Genomic DNA, 19,771 nt, shown 5'->3' on the forward strand with positions numbered 1-19,771 from the left:
CGGGGCGTGATCAGGGCGTGATCAGTCAACGGGCCCTGGCGCTGCCGGGGCCAGGAACGGAAGGGGCGCGGACCGAGGCACGGCCGCGCCCTTTGCACTTCTTCGCTACTACTTCTTTGCCTTGGTGAAGTCGCCGGCGACCGCGGTGCTGAAGGCCTGCGGGTCCAGATACTTGCGCACCGCGGCATTCACGGCATCGGCGGTAAGTCCGGCGATCTTCCGGTCCATGTCGGCCGACCACGCGAAAGTGCGGCCGCGCCGGATGTAGTCGATCCAGGTGCTGGCCAGGACGTCATCCTGCGCGCGCGCCAGGTTGCGGTAGTTCAGCAGCGCCGCGATGCCATCGCGCACTTCCGCCTCCGTGTAGCCGTCCTTGCGCACGCGGGCGAGTTCCTCACGCAAGGCCTGCTCCAGCTTCTGCCGGTTCTCGGGCGCATAGATGGCATAGAGCGTCCAGTGGCCGTCCGGCTCGAACGAGGACACCGACAGATTGCTGCGCACGTTATAGGACAGACCTTCCTTTTCGCGGATGCGCTCCCACAGCCGCGAGGTTTCCGAGGTGCCCAGCAGGAAGTTCGCCATGTACAGCGGGGTGAAGTCGGGCGAGGTGTCCTGCAGGTTCAGCGGCATGCGCGCGGCATAGAACGCATTGGCCTTGTCGGGCGTCGGTATTTCGAAGTTGGCGGGCGTCACCGCGTGGTAGGGCTCCGGCACCCGGGTGTAGGGCGCTCCGCGCTTCCAGCCGGCCAGCCCCTTCTTGAGCGCGACCTGTGCCGCATCCGCGTCGAAGTCGCCGACGGCGGAGAACGCCACCGTGCCGGCGCCGTAGAACTTCGCGTGAAAGCGCGCCAGCACATCGTGGGACAGGGTGCGAACGCTCGCCAGCGATTCCTCGAAGCTCGGGACGTAGCGGATGTCGTCCTTCGGCCAGGGATTGTCGCCTCGCGCCAGCGCGCGCAGGGCCAGGGCGGAGGGTTCGTTCATCGCGTTCTGGATCGCGGTGATGGCCTGGGCCTTGTATTCCTCCACCTGGGCCTGCGGGAAATTCGCGTTGCGCACTACATCGAGTACGGTGGCGATCACGGCGGGCAGGTTATCGCGGGTGGTGGAGATGGACACCGACAGGTTGGTGCCGGACCCGCTGAAATTGACGTCGGCCTTCAATTCATCGAAGCGGTCCTGGATGGCCTGCCGCGACAGCTTGGCGGTGCCGCGGTCCAGCATGTCCGCGACGGCGTCGGCCACGGCGCGTTGCCCGCGCAGGGTATCGACGTTGCCGAACTGCACCAGCAGGCGCGCGCGGACGCGGTGACCGCGAGTGGGCTTGGACAGCAGAGCAAGGTCGACCTTGCCATTGGGCAGTTCCAGCGTACGCCGCAGCGTCTGCTTGTCGATGTTGGCCGGGTTCGGGTCGAAGGCGGCGGCCTGCGTATAACCGGGATCGCCCTTGTAGTCTTTCAGCACCGGCGCGAGGTCCACCCGGGTATTGGCGGGCGCGCGTACCGGCGTGGCGGTGGGGATGTAGCGGCCGGCGGTACGGTTGCTGGGCACCAGGTAGTCCACCGCCACTCGCTGGACGTCTGCCAGCTTGGCGTTGCGGATACGGTCCCGTTGCAGGAAGAACAGCTTCCAGTCGCCGCTGGCGATGGCTTCGGACAGCGCTACGCCGATTTTCTCGGGGTCGGCGTAGGTCTGCTCCCAATCGCGCAGCCATTTGCTGCGGGCGCGTTCCAGCTCTTCCTGCGTGAACGGCTGCTTGCGCAGCGATTCCAGCGTCCCGGTCAGGGCCTTCAGCGAGGCGTCCTGGTTCATGCCGGGTTCCAGCTGGGCGCCGAACATGGCCAGGCCGGGATCGAGTTGCTCCATGGTGAAGCCGAAGACCGCCGACGCCAGCTTGCGCGCCACCAGGTTGTGATACAGCCGCCCCGAAGGCGTGTCCGACAGCATGACCGTGGCCAGGTCGAAAGCGGCGAAGTCCGGGCTGCCCGCCGCGGGGATGTGGTACATGGCTGCCACCAGGGGCGTGCCGCCCGTGCGCCGCAGCGTGACTTCGCGCTCGCCGTCCTGCACCGGTTCCACGGTGTATTCCGGCGGCAGCGCGCGGCTGGGGCGGGGCACCTTGCCCAGGGTCTGGCTGATCGTGCGCAGGGCCTGTTCGGGCTCGAACTTGCCGGCGACGATGAGCACGGCGTTATCGGGCTGGTAGTACTTGCGGTAGAACGCCTGCAACTGGCCGATGTCGACGTTCTCGACATCCGAACGCGCTCCTATGGTGTCCTTGCCATAGTTGTGCCACTGGAAGGCCGCGCCTTCCATTTTCTGCATCAGGATACGGAAAGGGCTGTTCTCGCCGCTTTCCATTTCGTTGCGCACCACCGTCATTTCGGAATCGAGGTCCTCGCGCGAGATCAGCGAGTTGACCATCGCATCGGCCTGCCATCCCAGGTACCAATCCAGGGTCTCGGGGTTGGCGGCGAAGCTGGCGAAGTAATTGGTGCGATCGCTGGATGTCGACCCGTTGGCCGCCAGGCCACGGCGCGAGAATTCACCCAGTGCGTTGCGGGTCGTCGGCGTACCCTTGAACATCAGGTGTTCCAGCAGGTGCGCCATGCCGGTCTGGCCGTAGTTTTCGTTGCGCGACCCGACCAGGTAGGTCATGTTGACGGTGGTGGTGGGCTTGGACTCGTCCGGCGCCAGCAGCACCCGCAAGCCGTTGTTCAAGCGGAATTCCGTAATGCCTTCGACCGAGCCCACTTCGGTCGTGCCCTCGGGCAGGGTTGCGGCGCTGGCCTGGAAGGCGATGAACGATGAAAACAGCAGCGTTTTCAGGTGGCGCGACAATGCAGGCGGATACATGCGCATGGAGCGGATTCCCGGCGAGATGGACGAAGTTGTTGGAGTGTATACGTTCCGATAGGTTCCAATGCTGGCGGTGCCCCTGGCAGAATCGGACGGCTGTGTATACCCTGGACGGGACAATGGGCGCGGTATATTTCCAACCGCGCCGCGCCGGGTCCCGGCGCGCGCACACCGCTTTACGAGGAATGAAAGTGTTGAAGATGAAGTTTCCCCAGAAGATCCTGCTCCTGGTCGCCGGTTGGACGCTGAGCGCCGCCGCCCTGGCGGCCGGCCCAGTGGTGGTCGATGCCCATCCGCCGGCGAAGGGCGCCAAGTCGCCCCAGTACACCGTGGACGCCGACACGCGCCGGCTGGACGGCAAGCAGCTCGGCCAGGCGCTGGCCGCTGTCGCCAAGGACAAGGCCCGCGGAGCCAACACGCCCGTCGCGGTACTCGTGGATCCAGCCCTCAGCATGAATGATGTAAGCGCCCTGGCGCGCGTGGTCCGGCAATCGGGCATGAAGAACGTCCGCTACTTTGTCTACCATGGCGATCCGTCCATGGTCGCCGAGTTCGTGCCCAGCTCGGACAATGCCTTTCCGCGGTCCCGCCTCGATTCAGAGGTGATGGCCGCTCCGAAATAGGCGTTCGCCGGCGCCGATATCGCGGGCCTGCCGCGCAGCCGGTCCGCGGCGGGCCTTCCCCGACTGAGCGAGTACTCCATGATCCTGGTCGATTGCAGTTTCGAGCGCCACGCCGGCGCCATCCTGGACATCTTCAACGACGCCATCCTGACGTCCACGGCCTTGTACGACTACAAGCCGCGTACCGCGGAATCCATGCAGGCGTGGTTCGAGGTCAAGCGCAAGGGCGATTTCCCGGTCATCGGCTTCGAAGATGAGGACGGGCAACTCATGGGATTCGCCAGCTACGGCACCTTTCGCGCCTACCCGGCGTTCAAGTATTCCGTCGAGCATTCGGTATACGTGGACAAGCGGCACCGCGGGCGAGGCGTGGGCATCGGGCTGCTGCGGGCCTTGATCGAACGGGCACGCGAACAGGATTACCACATGCTGGTGGGCGCCATCGACTCCACCAACCATGCCAGCTGCGCCCTGCACGAAAAGCTGGGCTTCACGCATGCGGGCACCATCCGCCAGGCCGGCTTCAAGTTCGGCTGCTGGCTGGACCTGGTCTTCTATCAGTTGTTGCTGGATACGCCCGGGCATCCGGTGGACGGTTGACGTGCGCGCAGCTATTTCGAAAGCATGTGCATGGCCTGTTCCAGGCCGGCGACCGTGACCGGGTACATGCGGTCGTGCATCATCTCGCGCAGCAGCGCGATGGATTGGCGATAAGGCCACGACGCGGTGGGTTCGGGATTGAGCCATGCCGCCTTGGGCCAGGCCTCCAGCAGCCGCTGCAGCCAGACGGCGCCGGGCTCTTTGTTCATGTGCTCTACCGACCCGCCCGGCTGCAGGATCTCGTAGGGGCTCATGGTGGCGTCGCCAACGATGATCAGGCGCCAGTCGGCGTTGTAGCGGCGCAGGATGTCCCAGGTCTCGAAGCTGTCGCTCTGCCTGCGCCGGTTGCTTTGCCATAGCCGCTCATAGGGGCAATTGTGGAAGTAATAGACGTCCAGGTGGCGGAACTCGCTGCGCGCGGCCGAAAAAAGCTCCTCGACACGCGCAATGTGGTCGTCCATGCTGCCGCCCACATCCAGCAGCATCAGCACCTTCACGGTGTTGCGCCGCTCCGGCACCATGCGCAGGTCCAGGTGCCCCGCGTTGCGCGCCGTGCTGGCGATGGTGTCGTCCAGGTCCAGCTCCAGTTCGGAGCCTTGCCGGGCAAAGCGCCGCAGCCGCCGCAGCGCGACCTTGAAGTTGCGCGTGCCCAGTTCCAGCGTGTCGTCGTAGTCACGGAACTGGCGCATATCCCAGACCTTCACGGCACTGCGATTGCCCGCGGATTCCCCGCCCACGCGGATGCCTTCCGGATGGAATCCGCCGTTGCCGAACGCTGACGTGCCGCCGGTGCCGATCCATTTGCTGCCCCCGGCATGCCGTTCGGTCTGTTCCTGCAGCCGTTCCTTGAACAACTGCATCAGCTTGTCCCAGCCGTGTGCCTCGATGGCGGCTTTTTCTTCCGGGCTGAGCGTGCGTTCGAACTGCTTGATGAGCCAGTCCAGCGGGACTTCCTTGCCGGGCGGCAGCGTGGCCGCGATGCCCTTGTAATACGCGGCGAACGCCTGGTCGTAGCGATCGAAGAGCGTCTCGTCCTTGACCAGGGTGGCGCGCGCCAGGTGGTAGAAGTCATCCAGCGTGGGCGCCATCAGCGGATGGCGCAGCGATTCCAGCAAGGTCAGGTATTCCTGAACCGAAACCGGCAGCCGATGCCTGCGCAGATGGTAGAAGAAGTCGATCAGCATGGCGGTACGCCGATGAACAGGCGCGGGCCTAGCGCCGCTGGCTGGTGCGCGTCATGGCGGCCAGCCGTTCCAGCAGATGCATATCCTGTTCGTTCTTCAGCAGAGCGCCGGCCATCAAGGGCACGGCCGTGGCGGCGTGCGCTTCGATTTCGCCGGCGGGAATGTCTTCGGCCAGCAGCAGGTGCAGCCAGTCCAGCAATTCGGAGGTGGATGGCTTTTTCTTGAGGCCGGGCGCATCGCGCAGGGCAAAGAATGTGTCCAGGGCCGCCCGCAGCACATCCGCGCGCAGCTCCGGAAAGTGCACGCCGACGATATCGCGCATCGTTTCCCGGTCCGGAAAGCGGATGTAGTGGAAAAAGCAGCGCCGCAGGAAGGCGTCGGGCAGGTCTTTTTCGTTGTTCGAGGTGATGATGACCAGGGGGCGATGCCGCGCGGCGATGGTCTGGCGCGTTTCGTACACATGGAATTCCATGCGGTCGAGTTCGCGCAGCAGGTCGTTGGGAAACTCGATGTCGGCCTTGTCGATTTCGTCGATCAGGAGCACGACGGGATCGGGCGCTTCGAATGCCTGCCACAGGACGCCCTGCACGATGTAGTTGCGGATATCCCGGACTTTCTCATCGCCCAATTGCGAGTCGCGCAGGCGCGACACGGCGTCGTACTCGTACAGGCCCTGGTGCGCCTTGGTGGTGGACTTGATATGCCATTGCATCAGGGGGCGGCCCAGCGCGCGGGCGACTTCCTCGGCCAGCATGGTCTTGCCGGTGCCGGGTTCTCCCTTGATGAGCAGCGGCCGCTGCAGGGTGAGCGCGGCGTTCACGGCCAGTTTCAGGTCTTCGGTGGCGACATAGCGGTCGGTGCCTTCGAAGCGGGCGGCAGATGCGGCATTGGAGGAAGCGGCGGGCATGGGGATACGGCCTCGGTTGGCGCGGGGCAGGGCAGCCCCTTCGTTGGCGATGGAACAATTATCGTACAATCGTCCGGTTTGCGGCCCGGGGGAGGCCGGTCCGCGGCAGCTCTGCAAGCGAATCCAGAAGTTCCAGCAACCAAAACAGCCACATCAAGAGCCAATTCATGAAGTTGCGAACCACTGTAATGCCCACGGCGTCCTTGTTCGCTGTCCTGTTGTCCTGTGCGGCAACGGGCGCCGCGCACGCCGCCGATGCCGCCAAGGGCGGCGATGCCCAGGCCGCCCGCGACAAGGTGTCCATGTGCATTGGTTGCCACGGCATCCCCGGTTACAAGGCCAGCTTTCCCGAGCTTTACCATGTTCCGATGATTGCGGGCCAGAACGCCAAGTACATCGAGAGCGCGTTGAACGCATACAAGAAGGGCGAGCGCTCCCATCCCACCATGGACGCCATCGCCGGCACCCTGTCCGACCAGGACATTGCGGATCTTGCCGCGTACTACTCGAATCTCAAATGACGGGGGCATCCATGAAACGCTACATCGTGACCCTCGCCGGGCTGTTGCTGGGCCTGGGCGCCGCCGCGTCGCACGCGGGCGATCTGGCCGCCGGCAAGGCCGTATTCGAAAAATTCAACTGTGCGTCCTGCCATGGGGCCGACGCCAAGACCGCGACCGATCCGTCGTACCCGATTCTGGCCGGCCAGCACGAGGACTACCTCGAGCACGCGCTGCGGGCCTACAAGCGTGGTGCGGCCGGCACCGCGGCCACCGCGAACATCCGCAAGAATCCCATCATGGGCGCGTTCGCGGCACAACTTAGCGATACCGACATCGACAACGTCGCTGCCTGGCTGTCCAGCCTGCCCAGCGACCTGGCCGTTCGCAAATAAGCGGGCATCGGCCGGTTATCGCCAGCCGATGCCAGGTCCGGGCGCTGCCGCGGCGGCGGCCCCGGGGGCATGAGGGCGGCTCGCTACCAGCCGCGCGCGACCGGGCCGCTAACGCTCCGCGCGCTGGCGGATAAGGTCGATATACGTGTCGGTGTCCAGCGGCGTACCCAGCCGCTGCGCTTCCCAGACGACCTGGCCCAGGCATTCCATGATTTCGTGCGCGGCGTGATGCGCGTCGCTGCGCGCGACCAGGCGCTGGTACGCCGCACGTATGCCGGGCGGATGGTCGATCGACAGTTGCTCGGCGATCGCCAGGTGCATGGACAGGTGCAGGAAAGGATTGGTGCGGCCTTTTTCGACCGGGTATTCCGCGGCAAGCGCCTCGACGCTTTCGAGGTCGCCGTGATATTCGGGATGCTCGATGATCCAGTCGATGGCGATGGACTCGAGCGGGGTCAATACCTGGCCGCCCTTGTGCTTGCGCCAGGCGTCGACAAAGAATTCGCGAACCTGCTCGCGTGATGGATTGAACATGGCGGTACCGCATGGGCAGGGCAACGCGCTATTTTACCCATTCGTCCGCCTGGTATTGCCGCGCATGGCCGCCCCGCGGATATAGAATGGCGGGCACATGACTGCAGGATTCGGAGCGTCCATGTCGTACCAGCACATCCAGGTCCCCGATGGGGGCCGCAAAATCACGGTCAACGCCGACTTTACGCTCAATGTGCCGGACGAACCCATCGTCCCGTTCATCGAGGGCGATGGCGTGGGCATCGACATCACCCCCGTCATGAAGGACGTGGTGGACGCCGCCGTCGCCAAAGCGTACGGCGGCGCGCGCCGCATCCACTGGATGGAGGTCTATGCCGGGGACAAGGCCAGGCACCTCTACGGACCGGACGCATGGCTGCCCGGGGAAACCCTGGACGCGCTGCGGGAATACGTGGTGTCCATCAAGGGGCCGCTCGCCGCGCCCGCGGGAACCAGCATCCGTTCCCTGAACGTGGCGCTGCGCCAGGAGCTGGACCTCTACGTATGCCTGCGGCCGGTGCGCTATTTCCGCGGCGTGCCGGCGCCGCTGCGCGAGCCCGAAAAGACCGATATGGCTATCTTCCGGGAGAATTCCGAGGACATCTACGCGGGCCTGGAGTACGCGGCCGGTTCGACGGAGGCCCGGGAACTGATCGAGTTCGTCCAGACCCGCCTGGGCGTCAAGCACCTGCGCTTTCCGGAGACCTCGGCCATCGGCCTGAAGCCCGTCTCCCGCGAGGGGACGCGGCGCCTGGTGCGCAAGGCCGCGCAATATGCCATCGACCATGACCGCGCCACGCTGACGCTGGTCCACAAAGGCAACATCATGGTCTACACCGAGGGCGGCTTTCGAGACTGGGGCTATGAGCTGCTGCGTGAGGAGTTCGGCGCACAGCAGATCGACGGCGGTCCATGGTGTCGCTTCAGGAATCCGAAGACCGGCCGCGAGATCGTCGCGCGCGACGTGATGGCGGATGCTTTCCTGCAGCAGTCCATGCTGCGGCCACGGGACTTCGACGTCATCGCCACCATGAACCTGAACGGCGACTATATTTCCGCCGCGGTGGCCGCGCAGGTCGGCGGCATCGGCATCACGCCGGGCGCCAATATGTCGGATTCGGTGGCCATGTTCGAGGCCACCCACGGCACAGCGCCCAAGTATGCCGGCAAGGACTACGTCAACCCGGGATCCGAGATCCTGGCCGCCGCCATGATGCTGCGCCACCTGGGCTGGATCGAGGCGGCGGACATGATCGTCGCCAGCATGGAAAAAGCCATCCTGGCCAAGCAGGTCACGTACGATTTCGCCCGCCTGGTGAAGGGCGCGGAGCAGGTGTCCTGCTCCGGCTTCGGCAAGGTGATGGTAGCCAATATGTAGGGTCTGCCCGGTTTCGGCGGGGCTGTTCCGGGCCGGCGTCGGAAACCGGAACCGAGGGAGCGGCCGGTGGGCGGGCGCTTGCCGGGTCTGTTCTCGTCCGGTGGCTGGATGGTCAGGCTCAGCGTCCCTGGCCCTCCTGATTTCCGTCCTGGTGGCCGGCCGGATCGCCGCCGGGGGCCGCGACGCCAACGGCGACATCAGGAACAGAGGCGGCGTGCAGGGCGGCCAGTCCGCGCACGTAGGCCACCGCTTCGCGCTGCTGCGCCGGCGGCAGGCGATGGTAGGCCAGCAGCAGTTCGGCCATGTCGTCATCGCGCGTATAGAACCACGCCGCGGGCATGCGAAGCGCCGCGGCGAGACGTTCGATCAGGAAGAACCCGGGTGTGTGCTTCCCGCGTTCATATTGATTCATGCGCGAGCTGGCGGACATCTCGTCCAGTCCCGCAAGCGTTCCCAGCCTTTCCTGGGAAAGGCCCGCACGAAGCCGTGCTTCCTTGAGCCGGGTGGTCAACATGTGGACGGGCGTCCTTAGCCTGATGCGGCGATGGTCTTGCATTTTAGTTCGCCGGTCCCTAAGAACTTCATAGTGTCAAATCGTTTAGAATTTGCCATAATGTATCCTTATGATACATAACCTCTCCATCCACACTCGGGGCATGCGCCATGGCTGGCGGTCGGCCGGCGTGGGAGTCCGGCCCTCGGGCCGACGGGTGGAGTTCGTACACAACGTGCCGTGAACAGCGAAAAGCAACCTGGTGAACGCCCTACTACTACCCCATCGCGAGTTGCAGGCCACGCTGATGCAACTGGAAGCGGACCTGCGCAGGCTGACCTTTACGGTGCAGGCGTTGGCCGAGTCCCTGGCGCAGCTTGACGAGACTACCCAGGCCGCCATGCCCGCTGGCGGTGTTGCGCCACCGCAGCCGGACCCGGCTCCCGCACTCGAACCGCCTGCAGTGTCCCGGTGGCGCCTGCGGGAGGGGGGCTGGACCCTGGTGTCACCGCAGGGGCAGCGTCTTGCCCTGACGACGCTGGAGCGCAAGTTCATCTCGGCATTGTTCGCCGCGCCCAGCCGCAGCCTGGCGCGCGGCGACCTGAGCGCCCTGGCGCCGTCCGGCGGCGAAAGCGGCGACCATCCGGCATCGTCTCCCCGCGGTGTCGACGTCATGGTGAGCCGCCTGCGCCGCAAGGCGCAGGCCATGGGCATGCCCTTGCCGCTGCGGTCGGTGCGGCGCTGGGGGTATATGTTCACCGAGCAGGCCGAGGCCGAATAGCGCGGCGCCCGCCGGGATGGCGGTTCGGACAGGCGCCGCAGCGCCTTGCATCAAAACGTCTTGGTCAGGGAAGCCAGCACAGTGCCGCGACCCATGAACCGGTCCCGCGCGTTGGTGTACACGCCACGGTCGGCGTCGGTGCCGATGTAGGCGACGGAAACCGCCAGGGCATTGCCCAGGTCCCTGGTCAGGCCCAGTTTCCAGTCATAGTAGGAGGCGTGGTCCACGTTGCGCACGTATTGGTAGCCGATATGCGCGTTCAGCGTAAGGGCCCAGATACCCAGCTCGTAGTTGCCGCTCAGGTCGTAGTATTGGCTCCCCTTGCTTTTGGCGAAGCCGAACAGGTTGGACACGGCATACGAGTACTTGAACGAGGTCGATCCATGGCCCAGGGCGCCATAAAGTTCGGTCGTGTCCGGGTTGGTGTAGCCGCTGGGGTAGTCGCCGGGGTAGTAGTACTTCAGCGCGCCCAGGTCGAATGGCAGGTCTGCGCCAAGCTTGCCGCGGTATCCGCCATAGAAATCCATCTCGACCGGCGCCGAGACATCGGGATTGCTGTCGGATAGCCAACTGATGTTCGAATTCCAGTTGCCAAGGTAGAAGCCGCTGGGGTGCGTGAAGTCGAAGCCACCCTGGATGGCTGGCTTATTGTCCGTCTGCATCAGGCCGCGGTAGCGATACTGCGTCGCAAGCGTAAGGTTGGCGGTCAGCGTATAAGGCGGCGTCATGGCGGCACCGCTGGCCGCGTTCTCCGTCGCGGACGCGGCACCCGTATCGTACGCCGTGTCGGCATGAGCGGCAGTGGCCATCAAGGCCTGGGTGCATGCCAATGTGAGCCATAGCAGATTCCGCCTGAGCCTTGCGCCTGTGCGTGTACGTCTCTGGACGGCGATAGGCGCCCGGGGGCGCCGGTCTGGCATGGCGTGTGGGAAGCGAAGGGCGAAGCGCATGCGGTTTCTCCTGTTTGCGCGGGTTGCACCAGAAGCGCGACGATAGGAAGAAACGCGTAAAGGGCTACTCAAAAGACCGGAGCCCGGTGTAATCGCTTCATAAAAATCGCTGGTCCTTGCGAGATCGACAGGCAGGACAGAAGAATGCGTGTTGCGCCGTGGCTGATCGCGCCCCGCTCGCCGGCCGCGACTCATCCGGCGAAGCGGTAGCCGACGCCGATTTCGGTCAGAAGGAATACCGGTTGAGTGGGGTCGGCCTCCAGCTTCTGCCGCAAATGTCCCATGTAGATGCGCAGGTAGTGGCTGCTTTCGACATGCGAAGGGCCCCATACTTCGCGCAACAGTTCGCGGTGCGTCATCACCTTGCCGCGTTGCGCGATCAGCGCCGCCAGCAGGCGGTACTCCATGCCGGTCAGGTGCACGTGCCGCCCGTCGCGCGTCACGACGCGGCGCGAGAAATCGACGTGGACATTGCCAAAGGCGACCTCGGCCTGGTTGCCCGCGCCGCCTTTCGCGTGCCTGCGCAGCAGGACGCGCAGCCGCGCCAGCAGTTCACCCACGCCAAAGGGCTTGGCAAGGTAATCGTCGGCGCCGGCATCCAGCGCGGCGATCTTGTCGGTTTCATTGGTGCGCGCCGACAGCACCAGGACGGGCACCTGGGTCCAGGTGCGCAGTTCCCGGATCAGCGTCATGCCGTCGGCATCGGGCAGTCCCAGGTCCAGCACGACGACGTCGGGCTGCCGCGTGCCAGCCTCGATCAGGCCGCGCTGCATGGTGTCGGCCTCGAACACCGCGCAGCCTTCGTCCTGCAGCGCGGTGCGGACGAAGCGGCGAATATGGGCGTCATCCTCGATGAGAAGTACGGTCGGGTGGAATTCGAACATGCTTTCCCTTCACGCCTGCGATACGGTTTCCGGCGCGATGTCCGGCGCGCGCGCAAGCGGCAGCGATATGACGAAACGTGCGCCATCATACGGGGCGTCGCCACGCTCCACCCAGATCCGGCCCTGGTGGGCCTGCAGGATGGCCTGGCATACCGCCAGGCCCAGGCCCGCCCCCGGTGTGGCGGACTCCCGCTCGCCGCGCACGAATTTCTGGAAGATGGCGGTCTCCTGGCCAGCCGGCACGCCCGGACCGTCGTCGGCGACACGGATAAGGAATTCATCGCCGCGGGCCAGGGCATCGATGTAAATGCGGCTGTCTGCCCGCGTGTACTTGCTTGCGTTCTCCAACAGGTTGCAGAGGACCCGTTGTATCAGTACGCCGTCGCATTCGACCAGCGGAAGGTCGGACAGCGGCGCCACCGACACATGGTGGCGGCGCAGCGGGTCGCGCGTCTCCGCAATGGCTGCGCCCACCAGTTCCTCCACGGACTGCCATTCCTTGCGCAGGACGACGTCGCGGTTCTGCAGGCGGGCCATGTCCAGCAGGTTGACCACCATGGCGTGCATGCGGCGCGATTGCTCGCGCATGGCCAGGGCGATGTCGCGCTGCGCCGGCGCCAGCGAACCGGCATCGCGCAGCAGGGTGTCGCTCATGCCGATCAGGCTGGTCAGCGGCGTGCGCAGGTCGTGCGATATGGCCGACAACAGGGAACTGCGCAGTTGTTCCGACGCCATGTGCACCAATGCCTGCTGGGCCACGTCGACATAATGGACGCGTTCGAGCGCGATGGCGATCAGGGTGGCGTAGGCTTCCAGGTGGGGGCGGTCTTGCGATGCGGCGAAAGACGTGCCGCCAGGGGGCTCCAGCACCAGCACGCCGCGCGTGCGCATCGGCGCTTTCAAAGGCAGGTACAGCAGCGTGCTGCTGAACAACGTCTGGGTGCCGCAACCGGCGGCCTGTCCATGATCGAAGACCCACTGGGCCAGCGCGGACTCCACCTGCAGCGACGTATCGCCCGCGCGGGACAGGCGCTCGTCCTGCTCCGGCAGCAACAGGGCGCAAGGCGTGCCGAAGGCCGCGTGGAGGTAGGCCGAAGCGGATGCCACGATCTGTTCGGACAGCAGCGAGGAAGACAAATCACGCGCGAATTCGTACAGGCCGCGGACCACGCTTTCGCGACGCACCGAGGTCTGGGCCTGCATGCGCAGGCCCGCGGTCAGCTGGCCGATCAGCAGCCCCACCGCGAGCAACACGAGGAAGGTCACCAGATACTGCACGTCCGATACGTCGAAGGAACGCAAGGGCTGCACGAAGAAGAAGTCGAAGGCCGCCACGCTGACCACCGACGCGAAGGCGGCGGGGCCGCGGCCGTGGCGCAGCGCCACGCCCATGACGGCCAGCAGGTAGAACATGGCGATGTTGGTCTGGTGCAGGGCAGGGTAGGCCGCCGCCGAAATCGCGGTGGCCACCGCGCAATACGCCAGGGCCCAGGCGTAGCCTGCCAGGCGCGGCGGCGCGGTTGTGGCCGCGCCGGGGGGTATACCCAGCCGCTTCGACGGTGTGCGGACCGCGGCGGGCTGTGATGGCGTGGACAGGCGAATGACGTCGACTTCGGGACAGCCCGCGGCCAGCAGGTCGGCAAAGCTGCGGCGGCGCCACAACGCCGCCGGGGTCAGCAGGGCGCCAAGCCAGCGCCCCGCGCGTCCGCGCAGGTCGTGGCCGCGCGCTGCGCGCGTGCGGCCGATAACGGCCTTGGTGACATTGTGCCGGCGCACATAGCCGACCAGCGCCTGCACCATGTCCGTCCCGCCCAGTGTCTCCACCCGGGCGTCCAGGTCGCGCGCCACGGCCAGCGCCGCCTGCAGTGCCAGCCGCTGTCCGGCCGACGGCGCCATGAGGCTCGGCGTCTCCACCGTCACGACATGCAGTTCGCCGTCCAATTGCTGGGCCAGTCGGTGCGCGGACCGCACCACGTATTCCGCTTCTTCGTCCGCGGCCAGGCAGGCGACCACGGCTTCGCGCGTGCGCCAGACGGCCTGCACGTCCCGGTCGCGCCGATAGGCCTGGACATCGTCGTCCACCCGGTCCGCCAGCCGCCGCAGCGCCAGCTCGCGCAGCGCGATCAGGTTGCCCTTGCGAAAGAAGTTGCGCGCCGCATGGCGCGCCTGTTCCGGCAGGTAGACCTTGCCGTCGCGCAGCCGCCGCAGCAGTTCGTCCGGCGGCAGGTCCACCAGTACGACTTCGTCCGCCGCATCGAACAGGCGGTCCGGCACGGTTTCCCAGACCGGCACGCCCGTGATGGTGCCGACCGCCTGGTTCAGGCTTTCCAGGTGCTGTGCATTGAGCGTGCTCCAGACGTCCACCCCGGCGTTCAGGAGTTCTTCGACGTCCTGCCAGCGTTTGGCATGGCGCGCGCCCGGCGCGTTGCTGTGCGCGAGCTCGTCCACCAGCACCAGCGCGGGGCGGCGCGCCAGCACGCCATCCAGATCGAACTCCTGCAGGACATGGCCACGATACGCATGGTCCACGCGCGGCAGCACCGGGATTCCGTCGAGCAGGGCGGCGGTCTCGCGGCGGCCATGGGTCTCGACCACGCCGGCCAGCACGTCGACGCCGCCCTGGCGCTGCGCCGCCGCGGCGGCGAGCATGGCATAGGTTTTCCCGACGCCGGCCGATGCGCCGAAATACAGGCGCAACCGGCCCCGCGCGGCGCGTCGGGCCGCCCCGGCGATGTCGCGCAGCAAGGTGTCGGGATCGGGGCGTTCCGGGGCGGTGGCGGGCATGGATGGAGGGTGGCGAGCAGTGCTCACTATACGCCGCGCAGCCGGCATTTCGCCGGTCCGGTTGTGGCGGTTCGGGGCCGGCGCGGTATGTCGGCAGAGCCCCACGGCGGTTTCGTGGCCACCAGCCTGGCCCGCACGCAGCGGTCAACGCGAGGCGCGCACGCCATCGAGGTCCAGGTTCAATGCCAGCACATTGACGACGGGTTCTCCCAACAAGCCCAGGAAGGGGCGCCGGGTATGGGCGTTCACGCGCCGCGCGACCTCCAGTGCGCTCATGTTCCGCGCGCGCGCCACGCGATTGATCTGGTAATTCGCGGCCGCCACGCTGATGTCCGGATCCAGGCCGCTGCCCGAGGCGCTGACCAGGTCCACGGGGATGGGCGCGGTATTGCCGGGGTCGGCGCTCCGCAACGCCTCTATGCGCGCCTTGGCGGCGTCCGCCAGCGCGGGATTGCGCGGCCCCAGGTTGGAGCCCCCCGATGCGGACGCGTTGTAGGGCATGGGCGCGGTCGCGGACAGGCGGCCCCAGAAGTAGCGGGGCGAGCTGAAGGGCTGGCCGATCAGCGAAGAGCCGACGGCGTGGCCGTCCACCTCCATCATCGAACCGTTTGCTTCGTGCGGAAAAAGGACTTGCGAGACCCCCGTCGCGGCATACGGATAGACCAGCCCGGTAAGGATCGACAGGGCCAGGAAGACGACCAGGGCGGGACGCAGCAGGCTGCCTTGCGTGGGGGATGTTGCTTGCGAGTTCATGATGAATTACCTCGAAGGGCGGGGATGCGGGTTCAGGCCCAGCCGAGCGCCGCCAGAATCATGTCGACGAGCTTGATGCCGGCGAACGGCACCAGCAGGCCACCCAGGCCGTAGATGATGAGATTGCGGCGCAACAGCACGGCGGCGCCCAACGGGCGGTAGCGCACGCCCTTGAGCGCCAGGGGGATCAGCACGACGATGATCAGCGCGTTGAAGATGACCGCGGACAGGATGGCGGATGCCGGCGTGGTGAGTCCCATCACGTTGAGGACGCCCAACTGCGGATAGACGGTCGCGAAGGCCGCGGGAATGATGGCGAAGTATTTCGCCACGTCGTTGGCGACGCTGAAGGTCGTCAGGGAGCCGCGCGTCATCAGCATCTGTTTGCCGATCTCCACAATCTCGATCAGCTTGGTCGGGTTGGAGTCCAGGTCCACCATGTTGCCGGCTTCCTTGGCCGCCTGGGTGCCGGAGTTCATTGCCACGGCCACGTCCGCCTGGGCCAGGGCGGGGGCGTCGTTCGTGCCGTCTCCGGTCATCGCCACGAGGCGGCCTTCGGCCTGATACGTCCGTATCAGCTTGAGCTTGGCCTCGGGCGTGGCCTGCGCCAGGTAGTCGTCGACACCGGCTTCGGCCGCGATGGCCGCCGCCGTCAGCGTGTTGTCGCCGGTGATCATGACGGTCTTGATGCCCATGCGGCGCAGTTCGGCGAAACGTTCCTTGATCGCGGGCTTGACGATGTCCTTCAGTTCGACCACGCCCATGACGCGCTTGCCGTCGGCCACCGCCAGCGGCGTGCTGCCACGCCGCGCCACATCGTCGGCCGCGCGGATGACCGCCTCGTCCATGGCGACGCCCTGGTCGGCCAGCCATTGCCGGATGGCGTCCACCGCGCCCTTGCGGACGCGCCGGTCGCCCTGGTCGACGCCGCTCATGCGCGTGTGAGCGCTGAAGGGGACGAACGCCATATCCGGCAGGGCGCGCGCCGGCGCCGGCAAGGCCTTGTCGGCCAGCAGCACGATGCTGCGCCCTTCCGGCGTTTCATCCGCCAGCGAGGCCAGGCGTGCGGCGTCGGCCAGCTCGCGCGGCGTCACGCCCGGCGCCGGCAGCAGGGCGGCGGCCTGGCGATTGCCGAAGGTGATCGTTCCGGTCTTGTCCAGCAGCAGCACATCGACGTCGCCGGCAGCTTCCACCGCGCGCCCCGACATGGCCAGGACATTGGCCTGCATCATGCGGCTCATGCCGGCCACGCCGATGGCCGAGAGCAGGCCGCCGATGGTGGTCGGGATCAGGCAGACCAACAGTGCGACCAGTGCGGTAACCGTGACGGCCTGGCCGACCTTGGCGACCTCTACGGAGTACATCGAGAAGGGCAACAGCGTGACGGTGACCAGCAGGAACACGACCGTTAATCCGATCAGCAGTATGGTCAGGGCCAGCTCGTTGGGCGTCTTCTGCCGCCTGGCGCCTTCGACCATGGATATCATGCGGTCCAGGAAGCTCTCGCCCGGGTCGGCGGCGATGCGCACGAACAGCCAGTCCGACAGCAAGCGCGTGCCGCCCGTGACCGAGGAGTAGTCTCCGCCCGACTCGCGTATCACCGGCGCGGACTCGCCGGTGATCGCGCTTTCGTCCACCGAGGCGACGCCGGCGATGATCATGCCGTCGCCGGGAATGGTCTCGCCGGCCTCGACCAGCACGACATCGCCCTTGCGCAGGTCACCGGAAGCGCGTGCGACGCCGCGCTGGCGATACGCGTCCGGGTGGGCGCCGGCGGCGTCGGCGTCGCGGAAATCGCGCAGGACACGCGCCGTCACCGTCGTACGCAGTCCGCGCAGGGATGCCGCCTGCTGCTTGCCGCGCCCTTCCGCCAGCGCTTCGGCGAAGTTGGCGAACAGCACGGTGAACCACAGCCACACCGCGACGCCGAAAATGAAGCCTGCCGGCGCTTCGGCCTGGCCGCGCAGGGCCATGACCCACAGGAAAGTGGTCAATATGCTGCCCACGTACACCACGAACATGACGGGGTTTTTCAACTGCGTCGATGGCGCCAGCTTGCGCACGCTGTCGGCCAGCGCGGGCATGAGCAGGGAGCGGGAGAAAAAGCGGAAGGTACGCGGCGAAGGCAGGCCCGTCGCGTCATGCGGCAGGGCGGGAGCGGCAACGGCGGCCGCCGCGTCGCTGGTCGTATGCTTGGCCATGATGATTGTTCAGCCTGATCAGGGTTGCAGATGTTCGGCCACGGGGCCCAGGGCCAGCGCCGGGACGTAGGTGAGCGCGCCCACCAGCAGAACGGCGCCGATAAGGAGGACGACGAACAGCGCGCCCGTTGTCGGCATGGTGCCCGGTCCCGCAGGGAGCCGGCGCTTGCCCGCCAGCGAACCGGCCATCGCCAGGATCGGTACGATCACGGCGAAGCGGCCGAACCACATCGCGACACTGAGCAGGCCGTTGTAGTAGGGCGTGTTTGCCGACAGTCCGGCGAACGCACTGCCGTTGTTGTTCGCCGCCGAGGTCAGCGCGTACAGGATCTCCGAGTAACCGTGCGTGCCCGGGTTGAGCACACCGGCCTTGCCGGCCGCCATGGAGACCGCCACGGCCGTTCCCACCAGTACAAGAAGGGGCGTGGCCAGGATGACGATGGACGTCATCTTCATTTCGTAGGCCTCTATCTTCTTGCCCAGGTATTCCGGCGTGCGGCCTATCATCAGGCCGGCAATGAATACCGCCAGGATGGCGAAGGCCAGCATGCCGTACAGGCCGGAGCCGACGCCGCCGAATACGACTTCGCTCAATTGCATCAGGAGCAGCGGGGAAAGCCCGCCCATCGCGGTGAGCGAGTCGTGCATGTTGTTGACCGCGCCGCAGGAAGCCGCCGTGGTCACGGTCGTGAACAGGGCGCTGGGCCCTATGCCGAAGCGCGCTTCCTTACCTTCCATATTCCCGCCGGGCGCCAGGGCGGAACTCGTGCTGTCCGCGCCGGCCTGCGCCAGCATCGTGTTGGCGTGGAATTCGTAATGGCCCGTGGACAGCGCAAAGGCGATGAAGAGCACCACCATGGCGGCGAGTACGGCCATCCCCTGCCGGCGGTCGCCCACCATCTGGCCGAAGGTGAAGCACAACGCCGCAGGAATCATCAGGATCGCCAGCATCTGCAGGAAGTTGGACAGGGGCGTCGGGTTCTCGTAGGGGTGCGCCGAATTCGCGTTGAAGAAGCCGCCCCCATTGGTGCCCAGCATCTTGATGGCTTCCTGCGAGGCCACCGGCCCCATGGCGATCGTCTGGGTGCGTGCTGTCGCCGCTTCGAGCTGCGGACGCCCCTGCGCGTCGAGCACGGGTTGGCCGGCGGCATCGGTTTTCGGCTGCGTGTAAGCGACCGGCTCGAGCAGCGGCACCTCCCGGTAGGGACTGAAGTTCTGGATGACACCTTGCCCGACGAGGACGATGGCCAGCACGAAGGCCATGGGCAATAGCACGTACAGCGTGCCGCGCACCATGTCGACCCAGAAGTTGCCAACCGTTTGGGTGCTGTGCCGAGCGAAACCGCGGATCAGCGCAAGGACCACCGCGATGCCCGTGGCCGCGGAGGTGAAGTTCTGCACGGTCAGGGCGAGCATCTGCGTCAGGTAGCTCATCGTCGCTTCGCCGCCATAGCCTTGCCAATTCGTGTTGGTGACGAAACTGACGGCGGTATTCAGCGATGAATCGGGCGAAACGGCGCCTAATCCGGCCGGATTCAAAGGCAGCAGCCCCTGCGCGCGCTGCAGGACATACACCGCCGCGACACCCAGGATGCTGAAGGCCAGTACGGCCAGCGCGTAGCGCTTCCAGCCCATTTCGCTGGCGGGATCGACGCCGGCCACGCGGTAGATCAGCCGTTCAAGCGGCCGGCCCCAGGCCGACCAGCGCGATTGGCCATCCTCCATGACGGCGCGGATATATCGCCCCACCCAGGGCGCGAGCATGAGCAGCACAACCAGCAGGCAGGCCACCAGGCCCAGATAGCGGGCGTTCATCAGAATCTCTCCGGCTGGAACAGGGCGACGAGCAAATAGATAAACAGGCACAGCGCCAGGGCGCCGCTGATGAGGTACAGCCAGTTCACGAGCGATCTCCCTTTTGCAGGGCATCGCAGAACTCGGCCAG

At 66.3% G+C, this 19,771-nt stretch carries 18 protein-coding genes; 6 read left to right on the forward strand and 12 right to left on the reverse strand.

Annotated elements, in window-relative coordinates:
- Nucleotides 1-108 precede the first annotated feature (108 nt).
- Complete coding sequence (locus tag BAU07_RS06775; protein ID WP_066664969.1) at nucleotides 109-2,856, reverse strand: M16 family metallopeptidase; 2,748 nt, start codon at nucleotides 2,854-2,856, stop codon at nucleotides 109-111.
- Nucleotides 2,857-3,059: 203 nt separating this feature from the next.
- Here BAU07_RS06775 and BAU07_RS06780 point away from each other — a divergent pair, with 203 nt between their 5' ends.
- Together BAU07_RS06780 and BAU07_RS06785 are read left to right on the forward strand one after the other, a co-directional pair.
- Nucleotides 3,060-3,482 (forward strand): hypothetical protein, encoded by a 423-nt coding sequence (locus BAU07_RS06780; RefSeq protein ID WP_157122080.1) that lies wholly within the window; start codon nucleotides 3,060-3,062, stop codon nucleotides 3,480-3,482.
- A 78-nt stretch (nucleotides 3,483-3,560) separates the two neighbouring features.
- Nucleotides 3,561-4,082, forward strand: coding sequence for a GNAT family N-acetyltransferase (locus BAU07_RS06785; RefSeq protein ID WP_066655233.1), 522 nt, complete (start codon nucleotides 3,561-3,563; stop codon nucleotides 4,080-4,082).
- A gap of 11 nt (nucleotides 4,083-4,093) precedes the next feature.
- Here BAU07_RS06785 and BAU07_RS06790 read toward each other — a convergent pair whose 3' ends face one another.
- Both BAU07_RS06790 and BAU07_RS06795 read right to left on the reverse strand, forming a co-directional pair.
- Nucleotides 4,094-5,266 carry a vWA domain-containing protein gene (locus BAU07_RS06790; RefSeq protein WP_066655234.1) on the reverse strand — a complete coding sequence of 391 codons (1,173 nt, stop codon included), beginning with the start codon at nucleotides 5,264-5,266 and terminating at the stop codon, nucleotides 4,094-4,096.
- A gap of 28 nt (nucleotides 5,267-5,294) precedes the next feature.
- The gene (locus BAU07_RS06795; protein ID WP_066664971.1) at nucleotides 5,295-6,173 is read right to left on the reverse strand and encodes an AAA family ATPase; all 879 of its coding nucleotides are present in this window, start codon (nucleotides 6,171-6,173) and stop codon (nucleotides 5,295-5,297) included.
- Between the two features lie 167 nt (nucleotides 6,174-6,340).
- On the opposite strand from BAU07_RS06795, the gene BAU07_RS06800 reads away from it, so the two are divergent.
- Entirely contained in the window at nucleotides 6,341-6,694 is a 354-nt protein-coding gene (locus BAU07_RS06800; protein WP_066655239.1) for a c-type cytochrome, read from the forward strand.
- A gap of 11 nt (nucleotides 6,695-6,705) precedes the next feature.
- The gene (locus tag BAU07_RS06805; RefSeq protein ID WP_066664974.1) at nucleotides 6,706-7,068 is read left to right on the forward strand and encodes a c-type cytochrome; all 363 of its coding nucleotides are present in this window, start codon (nucleotides 6,706-6,708) and stop codon (nucleotides 7,066-7,068) included.
- A 108-nt stretch (nucleotides 7,069-7,176) separates the two neighbouring features.
- Here the strand turns inward: BAU07_RS06805 and BAU07_RS06810 are convergent, their stop codons facing one another.
- Nucleotides 7,177-7,602 carry a DUF1841 family protein gene (locus tag BAU07_RS06810; protein WP_066655241.1) on the reverse strand — a complete coding sequence of 142 codons (426 nt, stop codon included), beginning with the start codon at nucleotides 7,600-7,602 and terminating at the stop codon, nucleotides 7,177-7,179.
- Nucleotides 7,603-7,723: 121 nt separating this feature from the next.
- Here BAU07_RS06810 and icd point away from each other — a divergent pair, with 121 nt between their 5' ends.
- Nucleotides 7,724-8,980: an NADP-dependent isocitrate dehydrogenase gene (icd, locus tag BAU07_RS06815; protein ID WP_066655243.1), complete on the forward strand. Its 1,257-nt coding sequence runs from the start codon at nucleotides 7,724-7,726 to the stop codon at nucleotides 8,978-8,980.
- A 118-nt stretch (nucleotides 8,981-9,098) separates the two neighbouring features.
- On the opposite strand, the gene BAU07_RS06820 is transcribed toward icd, so the two are convergent.
- Nucleotides 9,099-9,494 (reverse strand): helix-turn-helix domain-containing protein, encoded by a 396-nt coding sequence (locus tag BAU07_RS06820; protein WP_066655245.1) that lies wholly within the window; start codon nucleotides 9,492-9,494, stop codon nucleotides 9,099-9,101.
- 241 nt (nucleotides 9,495-9,735) lie between these two features.
- On the opposite strand from BAU07_RS06820, the gene BAU07_RS06825 reads away from it, so the two are divergent.
- Nucleotides 9,736-10,254, forward strand: coding sequence for a helix-turn-helix domain-containing protein (locus tag BAU07_RS06825; protein ID WP_157122083.1), 519 nt, complete (start codon nucleotides 9,736-9,738; stop codon nucleotides 10,252-10,254).
- Nucleotides 10,255-10,304: 50 nt separating this feature from the next.
- Here the strand turns inward: BAU07_RS06825 and BAU07_RS06830 are convergent, their stop codons facing one another.
- The 7 genes from BAU07_RS06830 to kdpF all read right to left on the reverse strand — a co-directional run bounded on the left by BAU07_RS06830 (nucleotide 10,305) and on the right by kdpF (nucleotide 19,730).
- The gene (locus tag BAU07_RS06830; protein WP_066655247.1) at nucleotides 10,305-11,063 is read right to left on the reverse strand and encodes a TorF family putative porin; all 759 of its coding nucleotides are present in this window, start codon (nucleotides 11,061-11,063) and stop codon (nucleotides 10,305-10,307) included.
- Nucleotides 11,064-11,395: 332 nt separating this feature from the next.
- A complete protein-coding gene (gene kdpE, locus BAU07_RS06835) occupies nucleotides 11,396-12,088 on the reverse strand; it encodes a two-component system response regulator KdpE (RefSeq protein ID WP_066655249.1) in 693 nt (230 codons plus the stop codon).
- A 9-nt stretch (nucleotides 12,089-12,097) separates the two neighbouring features.
- Nucleotides 12,098-14,872 (reverse strand): sensor histidine kinase, encoded by a 2,775-nt coding sequence (locus tag BAU07_RS06840; protein WP_066655253.1) that lies wholly within the window; start codon nucleotides 14,870-14,872, stop codon nucleotides 12,098-12,100.
- A gap of 144 nt (nucleotides 14,873-15,016) precedes the next feature.
- A complete protein-coding gene (gene kdpC, locus BAU07_RS06845) occupies nucleotides 15,017-15,625 on the reverse strand; it encodes a potassium-transporting ATPase subunit KdpC (RefSeq protein ID WP_066655255.1) in 609 nt (202 codons plus the stop codon).
- 32 nt (nucleotides 15,626-15,657) lie between these two features.
- Nucleotides 15,658-17,826, reverse strand: a complete 2,169-nt coding sequence (gene kdpB, locus BAU07_RS06850; RefSeq protein WP_066655256.1) for a potassium-transporting ATPase subunit KdpB — start codon at nucleotides 17,824-17,826, stop codon at nucleotides 15,658-15,660.
- Between the two features lie 18 nt (nucleotides 17,827-17,844).
- Nucleotides 17,845-19,641: a potassium-transporting ATPase subunit KdpA gene (gene kdpA / locus BAU07_RS06855; protein WP_066655257.1), complete on the reverse strand. Its 1,797-nt coding sequence runs from the start codon at nucleotides 19,639-19,641 to the stop codon at nucleotides 17,845-17,847.
- Nucleotides 19,641-19,730 carry a K(+)-transporting ATPase subunit F gene (gene kdpF, locus BAU07_RS27105; RefSeq protein WP_157122085.1) on the reverse strand — a complete coding sequence of 30 codons (90 nt, stop codon included), beginning with the start codon at nucleotides 19,728-19,730 and terminating at the stop codon, nucleotides 19,641-19,643. The genes kdpA and kdpF overlap by 1 nt, the downstream gene beginning before the upstream one ends.
- Nucleotides 19,731-19,771: the final 41 nt, after the last annotated feature.

It is taken from the genome of Bordetella flabilis, from assembly GCF_001676725.1.
Classification (GTDB): domain Bacteria; phylum Pseudomonadota; class Gammaproteobacteria; order Burkholderiales; family Burkholderiaceae_B; genus Bordetella_C; species Bordetella_C flabilis.

Excerpts from the sequence above, each read along its gene's own strand:
- BAU07_RS06775 (WP_066664969.1), bottom strand. The coding sequence starts at position 2,856 with ATGTATCCGCCTGCATTGTCGCGCCACCTGAAAACGCTGCTGTTTTCA.
- BAU07_RS06780 (WP_157122080.1), top strand. The coding sequence starts at position 3,060 with ATGAAGTTTCCCCAGAAGATCCTGCTCCTGGTCGCCGGTTGGACGCTG.
- BAU07_RS06785 (WP_066655233.1), top strand. The coding sequence starts at position 3,561 with ATGATCCTGGTCGATTGCAGTTTCGAGCGCCACGCCGGCGCCATCCTG.
- BAU07_RS06790 (WP_066655234.1), bottom strand. The coding sequence starts at position 5,266 with ATGCTGATCGACTTCTTCTACCATCTGCGCAGGCATCGGCTGCCGGTT.
- BAU07_RS06795 (WP_066664971.1), bottom strand. The coding sequence starts at position 6,173 with ATGCCCGCCGCTTCCTCCAATGCCGCATCTGCCGCCCGCTTCGAAGGC.
- BAU07_RS06800 (WP_066655239.1), top strand. The coding sequence starts at position 6,341 with ATGAAGTTGCGAACCACTGTAATGCCCACGGCGTCCTTGTTCGCTGTC.
- BAU07_RS06805 (WP_066664974.1), top strand. The coding sequence starts at position 6,706 with ATGAAACGCTACATCGTGACCCTCGCCGGGCTGTTGCTGGGCCTGGGC.
- BAU07_RS06810 (WP_066655241.1), bottom strand. The coding sequence starts at position 7,602 with ATGTTCAATCCATCACGCGAGCAGGTTCGCGAATTCTTTGTCGACGCC.
- icd (WP_066655243.1), top strand. The coding sequence starts at position 7,724 with ATGTCGTACCAGCACATCCAGGTCCCCGATGGGGGCCGCAAAATCACG.
- BAU07_RS06820 (WP_066655245.1), bottom strand. The coding sequence starts at position 9,494 with ATGTTGACCACCCGGCTCAAGGAAGCACGGCTTCGTGCGGGCCTTTCC.
- BAU07_RS06830 (WP_066655247.1), bottom strand. The coding sequence starts at position 11,063 with ATGGCCACTGCCGCTCATGCCGACACGGCGTACGATACGGGTGCCGCG.
- kdpE (WP_066655249.1), bottom strand. The coding sequence starts at position 12,088 with ATGTTCGAATTCCACCCGACCGTACTTCTCATCGAGGATGACGCCCAT.
- BAU07_RS06840 (WP_066655253.1), bottom strand. The coding sequence starts at position 14,872 with ATGCCCGCCACCGCCCCGGAACGCCCCGATCCCGACACCTTGCTGCGC.
- kdpC (WP_066655255.1), bottom strand. The coding sequence starts at position 15,625 with ATGAACTCGCAAGCAACATCCCCCACGCAAGGCAGCCTGCTGCGTCCC.
- kdpB (WP_066655256.1), bottom strand. The coding sequence starts at position 17,826 with ATGGCCAAGCATACGACCAGCGACGCGGCGGCCGCCGTTGCCGCTCCC.
- kdpA (WP_066655257.1), bottom strand. The coding sequence starts at position 19,641 with ATGAACGCCCGCTATCTGGGCCTGGTGGCCTGCCTGCTGGTTGTGCTG.